Source organism: Caproiciproducens galactitolivorans, assembly GCF_029266045.1.
Classification (GTDB): Bacteria; Bacillota; Clostridia; order Oscillospirales; family Acutalibacteraceae; genus Caproiciproducens; species Caproiciproducens galactitolivorans.
The window spans coordinates 30,362-51,939 of record NZ_JAJUFJ010000008.1 but is presented as its reverse complement, the minus strand read 5'-3'; the positions used below and the strand labels follow the sequence as shown (position 1 = coordinate 51,939).

The window sequence follows — 21,578 nt, the reverse complement described above, 5'->3', positions numbered from 1 at the left end:
ATCTACAGACAGATGGCGTGTTCAATCCGTTTCTGAAATTCGGAGCTGCCGGCGGATAAAACAGTATCCTGTGCGAAAATAAGCTCCGGACTGTTCAGGCAATGCTTTTCCTCCAGATAGTGCAGCCAGCGCTTCACCGTTTTTATTTTGCCCTGCGAAAGGACGGGGATGACCGCTTTTCGGGCCGCCTTTTCCATAAGGTCCGGCCGGTCCGCCGAATAATAAAACTGGACGGCCTGCTTTGGAGAATTGATTCCTTCAAAATAATTTCCGGCTTTTACAAAGATTTCGCGGGGGTTGTCCACCAAGGACAGCAAAAACTCGCGGAACACCGCATGCAGGCGATAGGAAACACCGCCATGCCCGTCGTTGAAGGCAATGAAAAAATCCTTTCTGTGCAGATCGGAAAGAATGTCCGCGGCATCATTGGTTCCAAGCAGGAAATCGCAGGCTTTCGGCGTAAGATACTCCAGAACGGAGGTGTTTTTTAAAAAGTTCTGTATTTTTTGCGGCAGATTTTCATAAACATCTCGGAAGAAAGAATGAAACAGCGCAATGCGGCTTTTATAGAAGGTGTGCGGGAATTGCTGGGGGTGTGCATGTTCAAACGCAAGAAGGATGGCGAACAGCCCTAAAGGCCATCCCTTGATGCTCCGGTCAATATTTTTCAGGATGCTGTCTGTGCAGGAAAGGCCTTTTCCGGTACAAAGCAAAGCCTTCGTTTCTTCCAAGCTGAATGCCAGCTCATCGCGGCTGATGTCAAGAATTCTGTCTTGTTCGCGAAGACGGCTGAGCGGCAGATCCGGCAGGTACCGGCAGATAAGGACGGTATGGCAGCCGGACGGCAGGCCTTTCAGAAAGGCTTCCATAAAATTCAGAATTTCGGGTTCGTTAATAAAATGGAAGTCGTCGAAAACAAGGATGAAACCATCCTTGGCTTTTTGTTCCAGTTCGTGGATAAACTGGGGAAGCAGACGGTCAAAGCAATTTCCCGATGTTGCTTCCTCCAGACGGAAGCGCGGAATCTCTATCTGGGATCCCGGGATAGCGAGTGCGAAGCCGCTCGTTAAGTATTGAAAAAACTGCCCGGAATCATTATCGGTGGAATCCAACTGGTACCATAGGCAAGGGAGACCGGTATTGCGGACAAATTGCTGGGCCAATACGGTTTTTCCGTATCCCGCCGGCGCAACGATACAGGTTGCCGTTTTTTCATGGTATGACAGCATCTTTTGCAATAACCTGTTTCTCTGTATAATCCGCTCACCGAACCGTGGGATTTGGAGTTTCTCCAGCATTACATCGTTTTCCATTACAAACACTCCCTACAAAGATTCGAAACAGGTGGAACTCCTTTATATCAAGGATATTCTATACATAATATTATCCCAAACATATCCAAAATACAAGTTTATTTGACAAAAATATGGTGCGTGCCTTTTATTTTCCATATAATATGTATAAAAACAATGAAAGAAACAAAGCTCCCCCGAAACAGGGGGAGCTTGCAAACTACTTCTTTTTCCTTTTATCCTGTACCAGTTCGTCGGAAGATTCCATAGAAAGCCTGGAAAGGCCGGATGGAAAATCCTGCGCTTTCACGGGCTCGTTTTTTCGGCTGTAATGCCGCACGGCAAGGTAGCACAACGTATAAAAGGCGACCATAACCAGCCCGGCAATCAGCCCGGTTTCCTGTCCGGATACAAAGGGCATACTGAGAATGGCGATAATCAAAACGATTAGTACGAGCAGGGACGTAAACGGAAAGCCCCACAACTGGCATTTCCCGTTCGGGGGGCAGCCGTATTTCCTTCGTAGCCGGAGGTGGGTGGCCATAATCACGGCGTATGTGAAAAGAAGGGCAAAACCGCCGGAACTGATTAAAAACAGGTAGACGCGGGGAAATAAAAGGCCGAGCCCCAGTCCCAGCAGCATGGAGAAGCCCGAAAAAAGAATCCCGCGGTACGGAACGTCGCGGTTGTCTTTCAGCCATATGGGAGCGAGGCCGTCTTCGACAAGCGACCGCATCATCCTGCCCAGTCCGAACATCGCCGCCAGCATAGTGGATAAAATCGCGGTGATCAATACAAGATTCATAACCGCGCCCGCCCATCTGATTCCACGCCGGTTCAAAGCGGCCACCAGCGGGCTGATGCTGTCGTTGACCTGTGCAGTAGGGATGAGCGGCAGCAGTACCGCAATGGCAAGGATATATAAGCCCAGCAGGGAGGAAACCGTGTAACGAATCGCCTTCGGGACGGTTACAATGGGGTTGTCCGCCTCCGAAGCGGCTAATCCGATTACTTCGAAACCGGCATAGGAGAACATAACGATCAGCATGCTTCCTGCGATGTTTTTAATGCCGCCTGCCATAAAGGGCTCGCGGGTTACCTCCCCGGAGCCTACGGCGGCTTTACCCGGAAAGAACCCCAAAATCAGCAGCGCCGCAATTCCAATAAAGGACAGGATGGCCAGGAGCTTTACGGCGGCAAGCCCGCTTTCCAGCTTGCTGAGGCGATCTGCCCCCAGAAGGTTTAGTAGTGTGACCCCGATGATAATAGCACTTCCCAGAACAGGCAGGGAAAGGCCGGGGAACCATTCCCGTATGAGAATGGATGCTGCGGTAGCTTCGCTGGACATGGCAAGAACCATGCCTGTCCAGTAAACCCATCCCACAACAAAACCGGTTCCCTGCCCGAAAGCCTTTGCCGCAAAGCTTCGGAAGGAACCGGCTCCGGGATTGGCAACGGTCAGCTCCGACAAAGCGAACAGGATAAAATACGTCAGTACGCCCGCGATGATATAGGTAAGGATAATCGACGGTCCGGCGGCGTGTATGGCGACGGCGGAACCGAGGAAAAAAGAACCCCCGATTACTGTTCCCAGAGCCATCATGGTTAGCTGCCAGGCCGACAGCCCTTTTTCGTTCTTGTTCATCTTCTTCTCTCCAAGCGTTCATTTGCGTATTTTTAGTATGCCGCGAACGGTACGGAAAATTCTTTTATATCCGCCGGCGGAGAAATCTTGTTTTTTTCCTTAAAAAAACAAGAGAACGGACGATATATAAAATGAGATGAAAACTGGGATATGGTGAATCCGGCCCTTTTGCCGGAAAAACGGAATATAGGAAAGGGGATTAACATGAAAAAATTTCTTTCGATGCTTCTGTCGGTGGCGCTGATTGCCGTTTCGATACCGGTGGCGGCCTATGCGGCGGATAGCGACGGAATTGTGGATAAGCATGGCGCCAAAACGTACCTGGGGCCTTCTTCGGCCTGGGGGGCTGAATGGAACGAGGCCAGTTTTAGGGAAGTAACCAATAAAAAAGTTTCCTTCACAGGGAACCTGACGATAAAAGCGGGGGATATTAAAGACGTTGAAGTGATGGGAAGCGGCTCAAAGCTGACGGTTTCCGGCGGTACGATGGGGAAAATCGACTGCGACGGTACCGCGGAAATCAAGGGCGGAACAATGAGCGGCGTGAATGCCTCAAACGGATTGACGTTAACTTCAGGCACGATCAAAGGGGATGTTGAGACCGGCCAAAAGGTGACCGTGAACGGGAAAATTACGATCTACGGTTCCGTAACTGCGCAGGATATTGAAGTGACTTCCAGCAGCGGGGCTTATATTTCCGGCGCCCTGAAAGCGGGCAATTCCGTAAGCTTGAACAATCAAAATGCAAAAATAAAGGAAATCGACGGGCAGAATATGGCGGAACTGAATTTAAAAAGCTATAAGGGTTCGCTGCCGACGATTTCCAATATGCTGACGATTAATGTTGATGGTAGCAGCGCGGTTACCGCCAGCGGGAAAATAAAAGCGGGAAAACTGGTGATCGCGCAAAAGGGAGAATTTACAACCAATTATCCTCTGGAGATTGATACGCTCACCGGGCCGGGTACGCTTTCCTATACAGCAGGAAAGTTGACGATTCACAACGCAATAACCGATAAGCCTCTTTTTTCTTTTATCAACCCGGTTCGCAGTGGAATAACGGCTTTTAAGGCGGACCGCGGAGTGCTTACGGGGGACGAGCCCATGATTTACGATTACGAACTGGAAAAGAAGGCTTCCGGTGACTATGAAGATTTTGTCCTGACAAGCACCTTAAAGGAAGGCGTTACGCTGAGTAATTCCTCCCTGTACCTTGAAAAAGGCAAATCCGCTACGATACAGACAACCATAAAGCCTGCGTTTTCTGAGTTTGCGGACGGCACCAAATTGGTGTGGGAACTGCACGGAGATACCTCCGCGTTTACCATTAGCCCCAATAACGAGAAACGCAGTTGCACCGTAACAGCCTCGGGAAACGGGACCGGCAAGGCCACGCTTGTGGCGTATCTGGTAGACAGCCGGGGAACCAGGCTGGCTGATTATAAATCCGATTACTGTATCCTTACAACCGGCTCCGCTTCGCAGAGTTTTGGGGGAAGCCTTTCCCTTGATACCAGCGCGGTGACGGTCGGCAAGGGGAATGTCTATTACGTTTTGGCTATGACGGATTCCACAAGCGCTCCGTCTGCTATGTCCTACAATTCAGAGATTGCCGTGGTTGGGAAACCCTCCGCATACAATAAGGACGGGAAAAAAGGGTGGCTGTATCCGGTCACCGGCGTTTCCAAAGGGCAGGTCACCATTGACATCGGCGGTCAGAAGATGATTGTAACGGTTGCGGCGGGATGCATTGTGGTGGATACTTCTTTCTACACTATGGGGCCCGGCGGCAAGTATTATATCGGAGTGAAATTTTACGGTTTGGATCGGAAAGGCCTGAATGTACATTCCGCAAACAGTTGTACCACGGTGAATTACGCCGGAAAGGACCAGAAGGGTACCGACCTGTATTTGGTTGAGGCGGGTGCCGAGGGAACCGGATATGTAATTTTTGAAACCAGTAGTGGTCAGTCCGTGCAAACGCAGGTCGTTGTGGCAAGTGGGGTTGTGCCTCACGGTGTGAGCGGCAGGATGGTTGCAATAACATAACGGATTTAAGAAAGGGCATATCGGAAAACCGCAAAAGGCTTTTCGTATATGCTCTTTTGTGTATCTGTCAGAATTTTTTGTGCTATAATAAAAGAAGTTAAATTTTAAGTTTTTAAGGAGTTTTTATGCTGGCATTTCAACCGATTGAAGCAGATAATGTTTCCGAATTTTCCAGATATTTTCAATGCCAAAAGTTCAGAACCTGTGACTATACACTCGCCGGTATATTTATGTGGAGAAAATTTTTCTACAGCGAATACGCAGTTAATCGTGATAAGCTGTTTTTTAAGGTGAGGTATGTAAACGGAAAGACCGCTTTTACATTGCCGACTGGATGCGGTTCCACAGAAGACGCGCTGGAAACGCTGGAGCACTATGCCCGTCGAAATAAAATGCATCTTGCGTTTTGTGCTGTGCCGGAGGAAGGGCTCGCCATCCTGAAGAATCGCTATGGCGATGCAGTTGCCTATACCCAAAATCGCGATAGTTTTGATTACCTTTATATTGCGGAGGATATGCGCAGCTTTGCCGGCAGAAGATTCAGCGGGCAGAGGAATCATGTGAATAAGTTCCAAAAGCTTTATCCGGATTTCCGTTATGTCACTATGAATAAGGACAATATCGGGCGGGTAATCGAATTTTTTGACCGTTATGCCCCAGAGCATGTCAAAGACAATCCCATTGCAAGGGAAGAAACCCTGCGCGCAAAAGAAATCTTGACGCATTTTGTACGCTTCGGATTGCTTGGCGGTTTTCTGGAAGTGGACGGGCAGATCATTGCGTTTTCCATTGGTGAAATTGTCGGGGATACGCTTTTTGTCCATATCGAAAAGGCGTTGAAGGAATACCAGGGCTCTTACCAAATGATGGTGAAGCAATTCGCCCTTCACGAAGTGACGGAGAATGTCCGCTATATTAACCGCGAGGATGATGCCGGCGATCCCGGCCTACGAAAATCAAAACTATCGTACCACCCGGTTCGTTTGTTGGAAAAATATTTTGTAACCGTTGAGGATTCCGCATGGCAATAAAATCGTTTGTTCCTAATAGAATGATACTAGGATAATTTTAATCTGCGAAATTTTCAGCGAAAAGCGAAAATAGGTTTCATATCCTATGCAGCCGGGCGGACGGCTGGCGGTAAGAGTACAGGAAAAGGCGGGATGATGAATGGAAGCCACGCAAAGACGTGAAGAAATACTCGACATTTTACGGGGGAGTACGCAGCCGGTCAGCGCAAGTACGATTGCGGGCCGGTTTAATGTCAGCCGTCAAATCATAGTGGGCGATATCGCTCTGCTCAGAGCAGCAAATCATGCCATAGCAGCGACGCCACGGGGGTATATTCTGGCGGATGCTGCCGCGCAGGCCGGGCGTCTTATAAAGACCATTGCGTGCCGGCACGGACGGGACAACCTGCTCCGGGAGCTTTATGTAATCGTGGACAACGGCTGCGGCGTTATTGACGTCATCGTGGAGCATGTGGTTTACGGGCAGATTTCGGGTCAGCTCCACCTTTTCTCCCGGTACGACGCAGATTGTTTTATGGAAAAACTGGAAAAGGAAAAAGCGCTTCCCCTGTGCGACCTAACGGGAGGGGTCCATCTTCACACGCTTTCCTGTCCTTCCGAGGAAGCATACGAGCGCGTTCTCGGCGCGCTTCGAAAAGACGGAATCCTGTTTGAAAAGTAAATCCCTTGACAAACGGCATTTTATCCTTTACAATACAAATGGCAAGTGTCAAGACATGTGTAAATATCTGCTTGCTGTTTGAATTGAGGGACGTATATGAGAGAAAAGGAAACAAAATTGATCAGCATGGTTATTGCGGCGTTGCTTTGTGCAATCGGGATTGTGATTCCCATGTTCGCACCGAAAATTGTTCTGGAACCGGCTTCGTTTACTTTGGCGAGCCACGTACCGACTTTTATGGCTCTTTTTATTTCTCCGCCTGTTGCGCTGGCAGTGTCGGTCGGGACAACGCTCGGGTTTTTCTTTGCCGGTTTTCCGATTGTGATTGTGCTTCGCGCTTTCAGCCATGTGCTGTTCGCAATGGTCGGGGCGTTGCTTTTAAAGAAGAATACAAGCCTGCTTTCTTCCTTTGCAAAAACCGCGGGCTTCGGGTTGCTGCTTGCGGTGATCCATGCCGTAAGTGAGATTACCGTGGTTACCCTATTCTATTTTGGCAACCGTATGCCGACAGATTATTATGCGCATGGCTATTTTACCAGCGTCCTGCTGCTTGTTGGTGTAGGAACCATTATTCACAGCATGGTTGATTTTGGAATTTCCATTTTTGTTTGGAAACCGTTGAGCCGGGTGATTCAGATTCCGGTAAATGCAAGGGAAGTCCTGAATAAGAAGGCCGCCGTTAAGTAAATCATTTTGCGAAAGCCCCTTTGCTTCGATTATACCGAGGCGTAGGGGCTTTTCTTTTGGTGCTTCGGTTCGGGTATTTTTTCGTCCACGGGGTTTTGCGCCTGGTTTCCGGATTCCGTCGCTTGGCCGCCGGAACCGCCGTTTTTGGATGTCCTAGTCCGGATTTCCGCACCGATCAGAATGATAATGGGCAAAATGATTTCAAATGGGAAGGCATAAATCGGATAGACGCTGAGGAACCGAAACAGTTCCTGCACATTCGACTGTGCCATCAGCGAAAAGGTGATTGTGATCAGCGCCAAAGGAATTATGAGCGGCTTGTGATCCTCCAGATTTATGACTTTTGCTAAACCCGAGGAAGCGGTATACAAGCAAACGCAGATTTTTATAAGTCCCGCCAATACCAGGTTCAGACCGATAATTACTTCGAACCGAGTGAAAAACTCTCCGACGGAAAGCAGGCTTACGGACGCATAAGACGGAAAGAAAAGCATGTTGGAGCAAGGAAACCCGATAACGGCGGTATTTCGGATATTTGCCAGCGTAGTAAGAAAAATAAAAAGGGAAGAACCTTTTATAAAGATTTTTTTAAAATTCGCGCTGCTGTCCATACACGAGAAAAACGGGAGGCAGAGTGGAATTTCAGCGAGAGGAAGCAGGCAAAAAGTGACCGCTCCACCGAGTATGGTTTTTAAGTCCACGCCCAAAATCGGTTTTAAGTTGTTAAAATCCATCTTTCTTAACCCGATAACAAATGTTAAAGAGATGGCTACGAAGATGAATTCCCAGACAACCTTCGACATTCTTGCAATATTCTCCGGGCCTTGTTTAACGCACATGATCGCAACAAGGGAGATGAGCGCAACTGTTGCAATTTCCGGTGTTTCAGGCATGTTCAGCATGCGGATAAACGAGGAAAAAATATACATTAAAATCGCAGCGATTTGAATCGTGAAAAGGACATATACAAAGCATATGATTTTTCCAATAACCTTGCCGAATACCATGCTCAGTATATCAAAAAAGTTTTTATTGGGATAAAGGGTAAAAATTCGTGTATAGATCAGGAAAAGCGGGATGATTAGTACGCCCGCAATCAGCATGGAAATCCAAAAATCCTGGTTTACATCTGAACTGGAAGTGCTTACCATCAAACTTCCGCCCCAAAATACGCACAGGAGGCTCCGAAGCTGTTTTTCTGTAATCGTTTGTTTTGTCATGGCGATACCTCATGAAGCAATATGGAAAACGGATGAAATAAATTCCGTGATAGCCTGATTTGGATTTACCAGGTTTGAACCAAAGCTGAACATCGTATCCAGCATAAATGTCAGGATGTAAACGGGAATTGAAAAAAAAAGGACTTTTTTTTCTTCTTTTTTAAAGCTGGGAACCAGGTCAAAGATGATAAAGAGGGTATATAAGATTAAAAAAACAATAAAAGAATCCATTTAACCACCAACTTTAATTTTTTCTTTTAAAAGCTCTGTGTTCTCAATTTTCACTGATGCACTTACTGTACATTTTAATTTCGGAAACTGCTCCTTCCATTTTAGCTTTTCTTTTTTCCAATATTCCGGATAGTTCTGGTAGAACAGGGAACCAAATCCAAAAATGTCGCTGCCGGTTTGGCTTTGAACCGATGTGATCAGATCGGAAATATTATTTGTCAACGTTTTCTCTGCGTCCAATTGGACTTTTTTAATACCATCGGAGGTGTTATGATCTGTTGAAGACTGATCTTCCGACAGCATGGCGCGCATTTTGATTTTGATATCTACCGAGGGCTCATTGTTCTCGATTTTTGGCGTCAGTTTTGTGACGTTTTCCACGATTTCAAGGGTGAGTTTTCCGGAATCCGTATCCACCAGTAGGAGCCCCCCGTCAATCTGATTTTTAATAAACAGCAGATATTTGGTCTTTTCACTATCAATATAACCAAAGAGCTTTTCGCCTTCAAAAAGCGCGGTGCCGTCCAGAACCAATGCTGTGGAGGTAGGAAGCTTTTCAATCCGAATTGTGGGGAGGATGAGCGAGGTTCCGTTATCGGAAAGCATGTTAATGGCCTGATATAATTCCACGCAGGGCACTTTTCCCAAATTGGTGACATTCCTATTTAATGCTTTCCAGATTTCCAAAGAAATCAACTCGTCTGTTATCGGCTTTTCTTGTAAAATTTTATTAGCAGTTTTTTCTTTTGAGATGATTAAATTCAGATTCATTCTGGGCTCATGGTCGCGGATAAACCAGTCCAGAAAAGGGGAAATTCCCTGAGCGGCCAAATCCTGGCTGATTATGATTACTTTACATTCGGTGAAATTTAACTTTTTTTCTCCTTTACTGGTAACATTCCGGATGCAGTCAAAAATCGAATTTCCGTCGGATTCGACGAGCTTGGACTTTATTTGATCGCCGGTAAGATCGACAAATTCAAAGGTAAGGTGATAGGTATGCCCAGATATCCCCTTATCAATGGCAACTCCGGTCACAAGGGACATATCCTCCAGTTCATGGTAATTCCAGCAACCGCCTAAAAGCATCATATTCATGATCAGTATGAGGATACAAAAACGTTTTGCTGTTTTCATTTATTGCTCCTTGTAGATTGTTGTCTTATGGGGTCCTCAGAAAGATACTTCGGCCGTTTTTTCATAAACCACCACGGGGCTCTGACCATGATGTCCTTTTTGTCCTGAAGTGTGTTTGTGTAGCTGCTGTTCATAATCGGTACACCGAAAGAGCTTATACTGTAAAGATGAATCATCAGAGCAAGCGCTCCAAACATAAAGCCATACAAGCCGAAAAAAGAGGCCATTATAAGAAATATAAAACGGAGAAGAATGATGGCACCTTTTAGACGAGGCGACATTACCCCGCATATTCCGGCGGTTGCAACAATAATGATCATTGGTGCGCTGATGATTTTTGCGGAAACTGCCGCCTGCCCCATTACCAGCGCGCCCACAATGCTCAGCGCCTGCCCCATTGAACCCGGCATTCTTGCACCGGATTCCCGTAGCATTTCAAATACGACCAGCATGATAGTCATTTCGATCGCCGTTGGGAACGGCACTCCCTGACGGGCCTTTGAGATACTCATTGTTAAAGCAAGGGGAAGCATTTCGTGATGGAAGGTGGTAAGGGCTATATAAACTGCGGGAATGCTGATTGCCATGATAAAGGCCATGTAGCGAAGCAGACGGTTTATAGAAGTGAAATAATAGTTCAGGTAATAATCCTCGTCACTTTGAAAGTTCTCTGTGAACAAATACGGAACCGTAATTGCGCTGGGGGATCCGTCGATCAACAGGGCAACCCTGCCCTCCAAAAGCTTCGCTGCGATAGCGTCTGGTTTTTCGGAGGTGCCGACTGTTTTAAATGGGGAGTATGGCGAATCCTTTATAAACTCATTGATGTAATTTGAATCCAGAGCACCGTCAATTGAAAACATATGGATTCTTTTTTTTAGCTCGGCCAGCACATCTTTATTTACAATGGAGTCCAAATAGCAAATACAGGCTTTTGTATTGGTCCTTGTACCAAATGTTTCGAATTCCATTTTTAGGTCGGATGTAAGGATCCTGCGCCGGATCAGCGAAAGATTGGTAATGATTGATTCTGTAAAGCCCTCGCGGGGGCCGCGTAAAACCTTTTCGTTTTCCGGTTCTGAGATAGAACGGCTCGTCCAGCCCTTCGTGTTAAGTATTAATGCATCTTCAATGCCGTCTATTAGCAAAAGAGTATCCCCGTAAACAATTGCTTGAATCAGTTTGTCATGATCGGAAGTCCGTTCCACGCTGTTGGACAGCATTACCTGATCCTGGATCACGTCGAGCGTTACGGTCTCATGCGGCTCTGGATGGAATTCCAGAAATGGCCGGATAACGTCCTGGTTTATTAATCGATTATTTACCATGCCGTCGATATAGACAATGTAGCTCTCGCCAACGTCGGGATTTTCCAGCTTTCGCAAAACCAGCGTTTCATCCTTTGCAAATTCGTTTTTTATTTGTCTGATATTTTCCTGAATCTGTTTGGTGAATTTGATCTTTCCCTGTGCTTCGTTTGTGTTTTCGCTGTTTCCCATGATTTCACCCTCTGAAGATAAATTATCACATCTAATATTTGACAAGATTGTGAAATTATGCGTTTTTGCCTGCAGAAAATGTACCATGCAGGTCTTGCAGGAAATTTGCAAACCTGTCCGTTCCGGGATACTCGGTTCGCCATTGTGGATATGCCTTTGTTCCTGTTTTCAAAAGCCGTATTAAGCATCGTTCAGGAAATATATCCCTTTTTTCTTCACTGTTAATACGTATTTAACAGAATCCGGCAAATATTGTATTATAATATTTTCAGTCAGAACAATTGGAATCATATTACTTGGAGGGATCAGGAGATTTTATGAAAAAAGAAACATGGTGTAAAATGAAGAAGACCATTTTCTGTGCGGCTGCCGCTTGCCTGGCGGCAGTGCAGATTACGGCTGCCGTTCCCGTGAAAGCCCTTGGTGCGCCAGATATATCCACGTCAATGGCGGCTTCCGTGGTCAATGAAGTGAAAACAACGATTGTTCCGGGGCTTACGCAAAAGGAATTCTCTTATAAAAGCAGCGACGGGAACCGGCAGGCATGCTTTGCTCTGGAATTTAAGCCTAGTGAGCTTGATATATCTCTTGCGGTGGGAACGCCGAACGACGGCAGCAAGATAGGTCTTGCGACGGTAAAAGAACAGGCAAACGCCGCGATCAGCAACGGCAAACGCGTTGTTGCGGCAGTTAACGGCGATATGTATAATATGCGGACGGGCGACCCCTGGGGTGTCGTCGTTAAGGATGGGAAAGAAATCCATAAATATGCTCCCATCCGGACATGGTGGAAATTTTTTGGAATAAAAAAGGATGGCACGCTGATTTACGGCGACCGTCAAACCTATGAAACCAATAAGGGTCAAATTCAGCAGGCTCTGGGAATTCACAGCATTCTTGTAGAGAACGGAAAAATCGTAAATCCGGACAAAAGCGATACGCGTGCCCCCCGGTTGGCGGTGGGCGTCCGCGAGGATCAGTCGGTTTTCTTTGTCATGAACGACGGCCGGAAGGATCCCTATTCCCACGGCATGACGCTGGAACAGATTGCACAGATGATGAAGGATATGGGCGCAGTCTGGGCAGGCAATCTGGATGGCGGAGGTTCCGCAACGTTCCTGACAAGAACCCCCGGAGATACCAGCATGACGATAAAAAACCATCCTTCGGACGGACGGGAGCGCCGTGTTGCAAATAGTTGGCTTTTCCTTTCCAATGCAAAGCCGGACGGGAATTTTGCGGCGGCTTATATAACGCCCTACGATAAATCTTATCTCCCTAGATCCGTTGTACAGATGAGCGCAAAAGGGCTGGATCGCTCGGGCGCTCCAGCAAAATTGCCGGAAAGCGGCCTTTCATGGGCACTTTCCGATGAAAGCCTTGGCACGATTGATCAAACCGGTTTGTTTACCTCCAACGGGAATGTGGGGCAAGTTCAGGTTCAGCTCTTGTACAACGGCTCGGTGGTTGGCTCTACGTATATTGAGATTGCGGAACCGGATGATTTTGTGAAAGCGAGCACATTTACGCCTTCCTTCCCGGCGGAGGGTTTAACGGCGACGTATCAGGGCAGGGAAGTTATTCTTACAATGCGCAGATAACGAACTCGCTGCTTCACGGCCGGTTTTCATGTTTACGAAAAAGGTGCTTTACAGAAAGTGTAAAGCACCTTTTCTTCGAAGTCTTGAAATATCAGCAGTTTATTCACCCTTTTTGTATTTTAGCCTGGTCGCCATTCCGCCCCTTATATGGCGCTGTGCTTTATTAATATCAAGCACCTGCTTTACCTGCCTGTATAGCTGCGGGTCGACATATTTTAAACGCTGCGCCACATCTTTATGTACGGTTGTCGCTTAAATGGACGGATTCCGGCAGGCCGGCCTCGCGCAGCACCTTGAGGTAAATATCCACGTTCCCGCTTTCGTCAACCCGAATGCAGTCCAGTACCCGGTGGAGCAGATTGTTTGAGGTGGTGTCCGCTTTGAGAATGGCGTCAATGTCGCGGAAGGTCTCGTTCAGTCCGTTTTCCAGCAGGTCGCTTTTGCTGATGTGGTTCCTTACCAGTTTCAGTTCCTTTTCCAGACTGGAAATGGAGTCGTTGAGCTCTTTTGTCTTATTACGCAACTCTTCCATCGTGATAATCTCGTTCTCATACATTTCCAGATACTTCTTTTTAGAACGCCTTTCTTTGTTCAGCCGGGCGGTAAGTTCCCGCTCGGATACCTGGTTCTGGTCTTTGGTACGATACTGGCGATTAAATTCGGCCACAATGCCGCGAATTACGTTGGGCTTGTCCGACAGGATTTTACGGAAATACGAGCGGATGGAATCCAACAGTTCCTGTTCGTCCAGGATTGTGCGGTTCGGACAGGTATCCACTCCGTTCGCGCTGCGCCCGGCGCATGACCATTTGATATAGGTATTTTTAAAGATACGGACGGAGCGCCGGAACGAGTTGCCGCAGCAGGTGCATTTAATCAGTTTGCTGAAAATGTTTTTTTGGCTGTTGCGCCTCCCGCTGTTCTTGAAAGTCTCCCGTTTCTGTGCGATTAGAGCTTGTGCGCGTCGGAACGTAGCGTCATCGATGATCCGTAGCTCTGGGCATTCCGTGACCAGCCATTTGCTTTCGTCCTGCCGCCGGCGCTTTCCGGTTAAGAAATCTGCTACTTCCTGTTTCCCGTTGACGATTTTTCCAATATAGATTTCATTGCTCAGGATGCGGGCGACCGCGTTTTGGCTCCAGTTGCAATTGCGCTTGGTTTTCAGCCCACGCCGGTTCAGCTCGACCGCGATGACCGTCTCCCCGTTTCCTTCCAGATAGAGATTGAAAATTTCACGAACGACTTTTGCTTCCTGCTCGTTAATATTTAGGTTGAAATAGTCTCCCGGAATCTTGTCATAGCCGTAAACAAGGTTGGGCACCCGGCCTTTCTCCGCATTCTGTTTTTTGCCGAATTTCACACGCTTTGAAGTATTCGAGCTTTCTTCCTGGGCAATGGCGGAAAGCATAGTAAGCATGAATTCGGAACTGTCGGAGGAGGTCTGATCGTAATTTACGAAAATGACTTTGATGCCAAGCGCTTTCATTTTACGGATGCTGGTCAGAAAGTCTACGGTGTTACGGGCTAGGCGGGAAACGTCCTTGATTAGTACAACATCGAATTGATGGGCTTGCGCGTCTGCGAGCAGACGGAGCAATTGGGTGCGGTTTTTCATTTTTGTTCCACTTTTGCCTTCATCGGCGTAGATTTTTACGAGATTGTATTGATTGTGCTTTGCGTATTCCAGAAAGAATTGCTGCTGGCTTTCCAGACTGTCGAGCTGCTCCTCTTTGTTGGTGGATACCCGGCAGTAGGCAACTGCTTTCATACGATCACCTTTCCTAATAAAATGCAAAACGTTTTTTGGCTTTAAAACGAAAGCAGAACGAAGTCGTTCGTTCTGCCCTTGTGCTATCATTCAATTTTAATCAAGACGCACGATACGTCCATAGCTTAATATTGATTACATTGTCAGGCTGACCGGGGAGGAGGGTAAGCTGGAATCGGCTGCGTATTGCCGGATTGCCTGTTTCTGAATGATCTTTTCCGCAATATTTTCCGCGATCAGCTTTGTCAGGTATTTGGCGGTTTCTTCGTCGGTATTCGGGTTATGGAACGTAATATGTAGAACCTGTCCCTGTTTCAAATTTACTCCCCCTCTTTGTTGGACTGGTAAATTCTATGAGGGGGATGGATCGAATATGTTTACAATCGTGGGACAGGTTTCGTCGCGTTGCCGGAATTTTTGCGGGGAAGAGGAGATTTTGAAGGAAAGCTTGGAGATAACCAGATTAAAATATCCCCGCTTCCTTTCCGTATTACGCTTATGACCGTGCAAGAATAAGAAAAACAGAATCTTTTAACAGTCAGACAAAAAAGTCCGTTTGAGAAAGTTCTCGCCGCTACCCACAATTTAATCCCGCTGCGTACTCCGTGATACAACGTCAAGTTTGAACTCGGCCATCGCAACGACCAGAGACATTTCTGTGGCTGGGAGAGGTTCGCCTGGGTGTGAACTTACCTTCATCTAGCTTGGAGCAACAACAAGGCGATGCGAACCCTCGGTTGGGAAATCCTATGGAGCGTCTGGAGCTTTTCTGGGTTCACACAAAGATTTAGGACGCACAATCTAGGATTGTTCTTGCTATTAATCGGATATTGAGGTAAAATTAGTAAAAATGATAACTATTGGATATGGTGAAAAGATATGAAAGGTATTATTTTAGCAGGTGGTAGTGGCACAAGGCTTTATCCGCTTACTCTTGTAACATCAAAGCAACTTCTGCCTGTATATGACAAACCGATGATTTATTATCCCCTTTCAACATTGATGCTGGCAGGTATTCGTGACATTCTGATTATTTCAACGCCTAAGGATCTCCCTGATTTCAAGCGTCTGCTGGGCGATGGCTCCAATTTTGGCATCCACCTTTCTTACATAGAGCAGCCTTCCCCGGACGGCCTTGCACAAGCTTTTATTTTGGGTGAAGAGTTCATTGCGGGCGATAGTTGTTCGATGATTTTGGGTGACAACATCTTTTACGGGAATGGTTTGGTTCGTCATCTGCGTTCAGCAGCCGAGAGGACGGATAGTGCTACTGTCTTTGGTTATTTTGTAGACGACCCGGAACGGTTCGGAATCGTGGAATTTGACTCGGAAGGTCGGGCTGTATCCATTGAGGAAAAGCCGCAGCACCCAAAGTCGAATTACGCAGTAACCGGCCTTTATTTTTATGATCACCATGTTTGTGAATATGCAAAAACAATCAAGCCATCTGCGCGCGGTGAGTTGGAAATCACCGACTTGAACCGCATCTACTTGGAGCAGGGAAATCTGAACGTTGTTACGCTCGGCCGCGGTTTTGCCTGGCTGGATACCGGTACGGTGGAATCGTTGAGTGATGCTGCAGAATTCGTTAAAGTCATTGAGAAGCGCGAGGGTATCGTGATTTCTGCACCGGAGGAAATTGCCTACCGAAACGGTTGGATATCAAAGGAATGTTTGATCGACTGTGCGAAACGGTACGGCAAATCAATCTATGGTGCGCACTTAAAAAAGGTCGCAGAAGGCAGAATCCTCTATTAGGAGTGAGACAATGAAGGTCATAAAGACAGACGTATTGGACGTTTATATTCTTGAACCACAGGTGTTTGGAGATAGTCGCGGCTGGTTTATGGAAAGTTGGTCAAAACGGGCAATGGAGGAAGCCGGTTTATTTTACGACTTCGTACAGGATAACCAGTCTTTTTCCGCGAAGAAGGGAACCCTACGCGGTTTGCATTTTCAGAAAGGGAAAGACTCACAGGCAAAGCTGGTACGCTGTACGCGCGGTGCGGTGCTAGATGTAGCCGTCGATTTGAGAAAAGGATCTCCAACCTATAAGAAATGGGCGAGTGTGGAGCTTTCCGCGGAAAACAAACGGCAGTTTTTGATTCCACGGGGGTTTGCGCACGCCTTTTTAACCCTGACTGACGATGTGGAGTTCCAGTATAAGGCCGATAATTTTTATGCGCCTGCCTCCGACCGGAATATCCGCTGGAACGACCCGGAAATCGGCGTAGAGTGGGGTGTTGACAATCCGATTTTGTCTGAAAAAGATCAGAAAGCGCCGTTCCTATCTGAAAGTGACGTTGATTTTGTTTATGAGGTGAAAAAATGAAACTGCTGGTTACGGGCGGCGCCGGTTTTATCGGCGGCAATTTTGTCCATTACATATTAGAGAAATATCCGGAGGACAAGGTCGTCTGTCTGGACGCCTTAACTTACGCCGGCAACATGGAAACGCTTGCCGACGTGATGGAAAATCCAAACTTTACCTTTGTAAAAGGCGACATCTGCGACAGAGATACCGTCTATCGGCTGTTTGAAACGGAAAAGCCGGATGTTGTTGTAAATTTTGCCGCGGAAAGCCATGTGGATCGTTCCATTGACAATCCGGGACTTTTTTTGCAGACGAATATTCTTGGAACCAGCGTGTTGATGGATGCTTGCCGCAAATACGGCATACAAAGATACCATCAGGTTTCTACGGACGAAGTATATGGTGACCTGCCTTTGGACAGGCCGGATTTGTTTTTTACAGAGGAAACTCCACTACATACTTCCAGCCCCTATTCCGCGTCGAAGGCTTCGGCAGATTTGCTTGTACTGGCGTATCATCGCACGTTTCATCTTCCCGTCAGCATTTCGCGCTGCTCCAACAATTACGGGCCGTACCATTTCCCCGAAAAGCTGATTCCGCTGATGATTGCAAATGCACTAAACGACAAACTCCTGCCGGTTTACGGCAAGGGGGAAAACGTGCGTGACTGGTTGTATGTAGAGGATCACTGCGCTGCGATCGACCTCATCGTACGGAAAGGTTGTGAAGGTGAAATCTATAACATCGGCGGACACAACGAGCGTACGAATCTTCAGGTGGTTAAGACCATTCTGAAGGAGCTTGGTAAGCCGGAAAGTCTGATTACATTTGTGACAGACCGTCCGGGCCATGATCGCCGCTACGCTATCGACCCGACCAAAATTCACAATGAGCTTGGATGGGAACCGGCAACCCAGTTTGAGGATGGAATCAAACGCACAGTCCAGTGGTATCTGGAAAACCGTCTGTGGTGGGAGCATATTATTAATGGAGAATACCAAAACTACTATCAGCATATGTATGGTAACCGCTAATAATACTACTGACTATCGTTAAGGAGATTATAGGAGATTATATTATGAAACTATTGGTAACAGGCGCACGCGGTCAGCTAGGCTCCTCACTAGTTGATTATTCCCGCCAACTCGGTATATCCTGCATTGGCGTCGGACGGGAAGATTTCGATGTGACGGACCAGAGGGCCACGATCGATTTTATTTCCGGCTGCTGGCCTGATGCTGTTATTCATTGTGCCTCTTACAATGCGGTGGATCGTGCTGAGGAGGAACATGAGCTGTGTTTTCGCGTCAATGTGGAAGGAACGGCAAATGTGGCGACCGCGTGCAGTACGGTGCACGCGAAAATGATGTACATTAGCACGGATTATGTATTTGACGGGACCAAGCCGGGTTTTTATGAAGCGGATGACCCCGTAAATCCCCTCTCTGTATACGGAAAGTCTAAGGTTGCCGGAGAAATTGAAGTCCAAAAAAGATTGAAAGATTTTTTCATTGTCCGAACATCGTGGCTTTTTGGGAAAAACGGAAATAATTTTGTAAGAACCATATTTAAATTATCTCAAACGGAAGATCGGATTCCCGTTGTAAATGACCAATTCGGCAGCCCTACCTACTCCGCTGATTTAGTGCCTTTGCTGTTGCAGATGATTCAAAACGAAAATTACGGGTTTTACCACGCGACAAACGAGGGCTTTTGTTCGTGGGCCGAGTTTGCAGAAGAAATCATGCGTATAACAGGCTCGTCCTGTAAAATAGATCGCATTTCAAGCGGCGAATACCCTTCTAGGGCATCGCGGCCGAAAAATTCGCGCCTGTCGAAGCGTTCGTTAACGGAAAACGGGTATCCGACACTTCCAAACTGGCGCGACGCTTTGGCGCGCTTTCTGAGCGAAATTCTATAGATGAAACAAATTTGAAAGGTGAAAAACGTGGATCTATTGAAGAAAATAATTTCCATGAGGCGCTTCTCCTTCCTGCTGGCGCAACTTGTGAGACGCGACTTCAAAATCAAATATCGGGGCAGCATCCTCGGTGTGCTTTGGAGCGTTTTGAATCCTTTGCTAAATATGATTGTTCTCAGCATTGTGTTCAGTCAGGTTTTCCGCGCAGTAGATAATTACAAAATCTATTTACTTTCCGGTCTTGTAATTTTCAATTTTTTCAGCGAGGCTACCAACACAGCGATGGGGTCCGTGGTCAACAATTTTGGACTGATCACTAAGGTGTATTTCCCTAAATTCATTCTGCCGCTTTCCAAAACGCTTTCTACGGCAATCAATTTGGTGATTTCAACGGTAGTCTATATCATTTTGGGCTGTTTTATGGGTGTGCCCATTTGGATTGGCGACTTGCTTATCCCGTTCGTTCTTGTGTGTGTTCTAATATTCTGTGCCGGAGTTTCTTTTATTTTATCCACCCTGCAGGTGTTTTTCCGAGATATGCAGTACCTATATGGGGTTCTACTTACGATTTGGATGTATTCCACACCGATTATGTATCCTCTGGATATTATTCCGCAAAATGTACTTCCAATATTTGAGGCAAATCCTTTGTATGTCTTTATAAATTTTTTGAGGCAGATCACAATGTATGCACAAATTCCATCATCAAAGTGTTTTTTGGTGTGTATTCTGTGGGCGGTAGGAACCTTTATTGCCGGCGGGATTGTATTCGTAAAAAACCAGAATAAATTCATTTATTATACCTGATTGTAAGGGAGAACAAAATGGTAACAGCAGAAGATATTGTGATGGAATTTGACCTGAATCGAGGCAAGGTCCGCACTCTAAAAGAAAGACTGTTTGCAAAAGTAGAAGACAACGTAAAGGAAAGGAAGCTTTTTCGCGCTCTGGACGGTGTCAGCCTTCAGGTACACAGAGGGGAGATCTTCGGCATTATGGGGAGCAATGGTGCAGGAAAATCCACATTGCTCAAGGTTCTCTCCGGAATCATGAAACCGACTTCCGGCGTGGTTCGGGTAAACGGAAGAATAGCCCCGATGATCGAACTGGGAACCGGTTTTGATTTTGAACTCTCCGCTTTAGAGAACATCTATCTCGGCGGTGCGGTCCTCGGCTACACTAAAAAATTTATTGAATCAAAAATTCCGGAAATCTTTGACTTCTCAGAATTATGGGATTTTAAAAATATTCCCGTCAAATATTTTTCATCCGGTATGGTGGCAAGGTTGGCTTTTTCGGTATCGACCATCGTAATTCCGGATGTGCTGATTGTCGATGAGATTCTATCGGTCGGAGATTTGGCGTTTCAAAAGAAAAGCTATGCAAGAATGAAAGAACTGATGACGGGAGGAACTACTGTCATTTATGTTTCACATGATGTGAAAACATTAGCCAAGATGTGCACTAGAGTTTTATGGCTGGAAAAGGGCAAGGTCAAAATGATTGGCCCCGCTCAAGAGGTATGTGAAGCTTATATGCAAACTATTTGAGTTGCGGAGGAGATTTCGTTGAAAAAGGTTTTGGTGACCGGAGCGGGTGGCTATATCGGCAGGCATGTTGTTTCCGCACTTCTTGATATGGGGGCGGAGGTATTGGCCGCCGATTTTGTTGCGGATGGAATTGACTGTAGAGCTAAAACAATACAAGCTGACATCTTTTCGGGAAGCAAAACAATTTATGAGGACCTCGGCTCGCCAGATGTCTGTGTGCATATGGCGTGGAAGGACGGTTTCGTACATAATTCGGACGCCCACATGGGATATCTGTCGAAGCATTATGAGTTTATTCATAATATGACGGACGGCGGTCTCAAGCAAATTGCCATCATGGGAACCATGCACGAAGTCGGCTATTACGAAGGAGCGATTGACGAAAATACCCCTTGTAATCCCGTCAGCATGTACGGTATCGCAAAAGATGCGCTGCGCCGGAGTACCTACCAAATGTTGAAAGATAAGGACGTTGTCTGGCAGTGGCTGCGTGCTTATTACATTTACGGCGACGATGAACGCAACCATTCCATATTCTCGAAAATAATACAGGCGGAAAAAGCCGGGCAAACTGAATTCCCTTTTAACACCGGAAAGAATAAATACGATTTTATAACGGTTGAAGAACTTGCCAAGATGATTGCTACGTGCGCAATGCAGACGGCAGTTGCGGGGATTATCAATTGTTGTACGGGGAAGCCCGTAAGCCTTGCGGAAAAAGTCGAAAATTTTTTACAAGAGCATCATTATAAAATTAAACTAAAATACGGTGCGTTCCCGGACAGACCGTATGATTCCCCGGCTATCTGGGGTGATGATACGAAAATCCGGGCGATTATGAGCAGGAAGATTGAAAGTTCTTAACTGCGGAGAATGGGGATGCACCATGATTCTCCCGCTGGGCACTAAAGTAGATTTGCGTGTTCAGGTGCAGAGCGATGATATTGCATCTCTTTCCGTTTAAATATTAAA

General features: G+C 46.6%; 19 protein-coding genes and 1 pseudogene. 12 read left to right on the top strand and 8 right to left on the bottom strand.

Annotated features, from left to right (window positions below):
- Window positions 1-2 precede the first annotated feature (2 nt).
- Window positions 3-1,313, bottom strand: coding sequence for an AAA family ATPase (locus P9B68_RS07315; RefSeq protein ID WP_277668767.1), 1,311 nt, complete (start codon window positions 1,311-1,313; stop codon window positions 3-5).
- Window positions 1,314-1,512: 199 nt separating this feature from the next.
- On the bottom strand, window positions 1,513-2,937 hold the full coding sequence (locus tag P9B68_RS07310; RefSeq protein WP_135660270.1) for an amino acid permease: 1,425 nt from the start codon (window positions 2,935-2,937) through the stop codon (window positions 1,513-1,515).
- A 204-nt stretch (window positions 2,938-3,141) separates the two neighbouring features.
- Between P9B68_RS07310 and P9B68_RS07305 the strand changes: the two genes are divergently transcribed.
- From P9B68_RS07305 to P9B68_RS07290, 4 genes are all read left to right on the top strand, one after another.
- Window positions 3,142-4,986: a hypothetical protein gene (locus P9B68_RS07305; protein ID WP_135660272.1), complete on the top strand. Its 1,845-nt coding sequence runs from the start codon at window positions 3,142-3,144 to the stop codon at window positions 4,984-4,986.
- A 125-nt stretch (window positions 4,987-5,111) separates the two neighbouring features.
- Window positions 5,112-6,017, top strand: a complete 906-nt coding sequence (locus P9B68_RS07300; protein WP_135660274.1) for a DUF2156 domain-containing protein — start codon at window positions 5,112-5,114, stop codon at window positions 6,015-6,017.
- Between the two features lie 139 nt (window positions 6,018-6,156).
- Window positions 6,157-6,678 (top strand): transcription repressor NadR, encoded by a 522-nt coding sequence (locus P9B68_RS07295; protein WP_277668766.1) that lies wholly within the window; start codon window positions 6,157-6,159, stop codon window positions 6,676-6,678.
- 96 nt (window positions 6,679-6,774) lie between these two features.
- Window positions 6,775-7,365: a hypothetical protein gene (locus P9B68_RS07290; RefSeq protein WP_277668765.1), complete on the top strand. Its 591-nt coding sequence runs from the start codon at window positions 6,775-6,777 to the stop codon at window positions 7,363-7,365.
- 29 nt (window positions 7,366-7,394) lie between these two features.
- Here P9B68_RS07290 and P9B68_RS07285 read toward each other — a convergent pair whose 3' ends face one another.
- The 3 genes from P9B68_RS07285 to P9B68_RS07275 all read right to left on the bottom strand — a co-directional run bounded on the left by P9B68_RS07285 (window position 7,395) and on the right by P9B68_RS07275 (window position 11,452).
- Window positions 7,395-8,585 (bottom strand): GerAB/ArcD/ProY family transporter, encoded by a 1,191-nt coding sequence (locus tag P9B68_RS07285; RefSeq protein ID WP_277668764.1) that lies wholly within the window; start codon window positions 8,583-8,585, stop codon window positions 7,395-7,397.
- Window positions 8,586-8,816: 231 nt separating this feature from the next.
- The gene (locus P9B68_RS07280; RefSeq protein ID WP_277668763.1) at window positions 8,817-9,953 is read right to left on the bottom strand and encodes a Ger(x)C family spore germination protein; all 1,137 of its coding nucleotides are present in this window, start codon (window positions 9,951-9,953) and stop codon (window positions 8,817-8,819) included.
- Window positions 9,950-11,452 (bottom strand): spore germination protein, encoded by a 1,503-nt coding sequence (locus P9B68_RS07275; protein WP_277668762.1) that lies wholly within the window; start codon window positions 11,450-11,452, stop codon window positions 9,950-9,952. Before P9B68_RS07275 ends, P9B68_RS07280 begins: the two co-directional genes overlap by 4 nt.
- A gap of 317 nt (window positions 11,453-11,769) precedes the next feature.
- Here P9B68_RS07275 and P9B68_RS07270 point away from each other — a divergent pair, with 317 nt between their 5' ends.
- The gene (locus tag P9B68_RS07270; protein ID WP_277668761.1) at window positions 11,770-13,053 is read left to right on the top strand and encodes a phosphodiester glycosidase family protein; all 1,284 of its coding nucleotides are present in this window, start codon (window positions 11,770-11,772) and stop codon (window positions 13,051-13,053) included.
- A 99-nt stretch (window positions 13,054-13,152) separates the two neighbouring features.
- Here P9B68_RS07270 and P9B68_RS07265 read toward each other — a convergent pair.
- From P9B68_RS07265 to P9B68_RS07255, 3 genes and pseudogenes are all read right to left on the bottom strand, one after another.
- Window positions 13,153-13,302: pseudogene (locus P9B68_RS07265) on the bottom strand (sporulation transcriptional regulator SpoIIID); the annotation flags it as partial.
- Window positions 13,289-14,821, bottom strand: coding sequence for a recombinase family protein (locus P9B68_RS07260; RefSeq protein WP_277668760.1), 1,533 nt, complete (start codon window positions 14,819-14,821; stop codon window positions 13,289-13,291). The gene P9B68_RS07260 and the pseudogene P9B68_RS07265, both read right to left, overlap by 14 nt.
- A gap of 135 nt (window positions 14,822-14,956) precedes the next feature.
- Window positions 14,957-15,139 carry a hypothetical protein gene (locus tag P9B68_RS07255; RefSeq protein WP_277668759.1) on the bottom strand — a complete coding sequence of 61 codons (183 nt, stop codon included), beginning with the start codon at window positions 15,137-15,139 and terminating at the stop codon, window positions 14,957-14,959.
- Window positions 15,140-15,700: 561 nt separating this feature from the next.
- On the opposite strand from P9B68_RS07255, the gene rfbA reads away from it, so the two are divergent.
- The 7 genes from rfbA to P9B68_RS07220 are packed head-to-tail and all read left to right on the top strand — an operon-like array spanning window position 15,701 to window position 21,470.
- Window positions 15,701-16,579 (top strand): glucose-1-phosphate thymidylyltransferase RfbA, encoded by an 879-nt coding sequence (gene rfbA / locus P9B68_RS07250; protein WP_277668758.1) that lies wholly within the window; start codon window positions 15,701-15,703, stop codon window positions 16,577-16,579.
- Window positions 16,580-16,589: 10 nt separating this feature from the next.
- A complete protein-coding gene (rfbC, locus tag P9B68_RS07245; RefSeq protein ID WP_277668757.1) occupies window positions 16,590-17,153 on the top strand; it encodes a dTDP-4-dehydrorhamnose 3,5-epimerase in 564 nt (187 codons plus the stop codon).
- Window positions 17,150-18,169 (top strand): dTDP-glucose 4,6-dehydratase, encoded by a 1,020-nt coding sequence (gene rfbB, locus P9B68_RS07240; protein WP_277668756.1) that lies wholly within the window; start codon window positions 17,150-17,152, stop codon window positions 18,167-18,169. Before rfbC ends, rfbB begins: the two co-directional genes overlap by 4 nt.
- 44 nt (window positions 18,170-18,213) lie before the next feature.
- Window positions 18,214-19,056, top strand: coding sequence for a dTDP-4-dehydrorhamnose reductase (gene rfbD, locus P9B68_RS07235; RefSeq protein WP_277668755.1), 843 nt, complete (start codon window positions 18,214-18,216; stop codon window positions 19,054-19,056).
- A gap of 54 nt (window positions 19,057-19,110) precedes the next feature.
- Window positions 19,111-19,863: an ABC transporter permease gene (locus P9B68_RS11725; protein WP_407932271.1), complete on the top strand. Its 753-nt coding sequence runs from the start codon at window positions 19,111-19,113 to the stop codon at window positions 19,861-19,863.
- Between the two features lie 17 nt (window positions 19,864-19,880).
- Window positions 19,881-20,606 (top strand): ABC transporter ATP-binding protein, encoded by a 726-nt coding sequence (locus tag P9B68_RS07225; RefSeq protein ID WP_277668753.1) that lies wholly within the window; start codon window positions 19,881-19,883, stop codon window positions 20,604-20,606.
- Window positions 20,607-20,624: 18 nt separating this feature from the next.
- On the top strand, window positions 20,625-21,470 hold the full coding sequence (locus P9B68_RS07220) for an NAD-dependent epimerase/dehydratase family protein (protein WP_277668752.1): 846 nt from the start codon (window positions 20,625-20,627) through the stop codon (window positions 21,468-21,470).
- The last annotated feature ends 108 nt before the right edge of the window (window positions 21,471-21,578 follow it).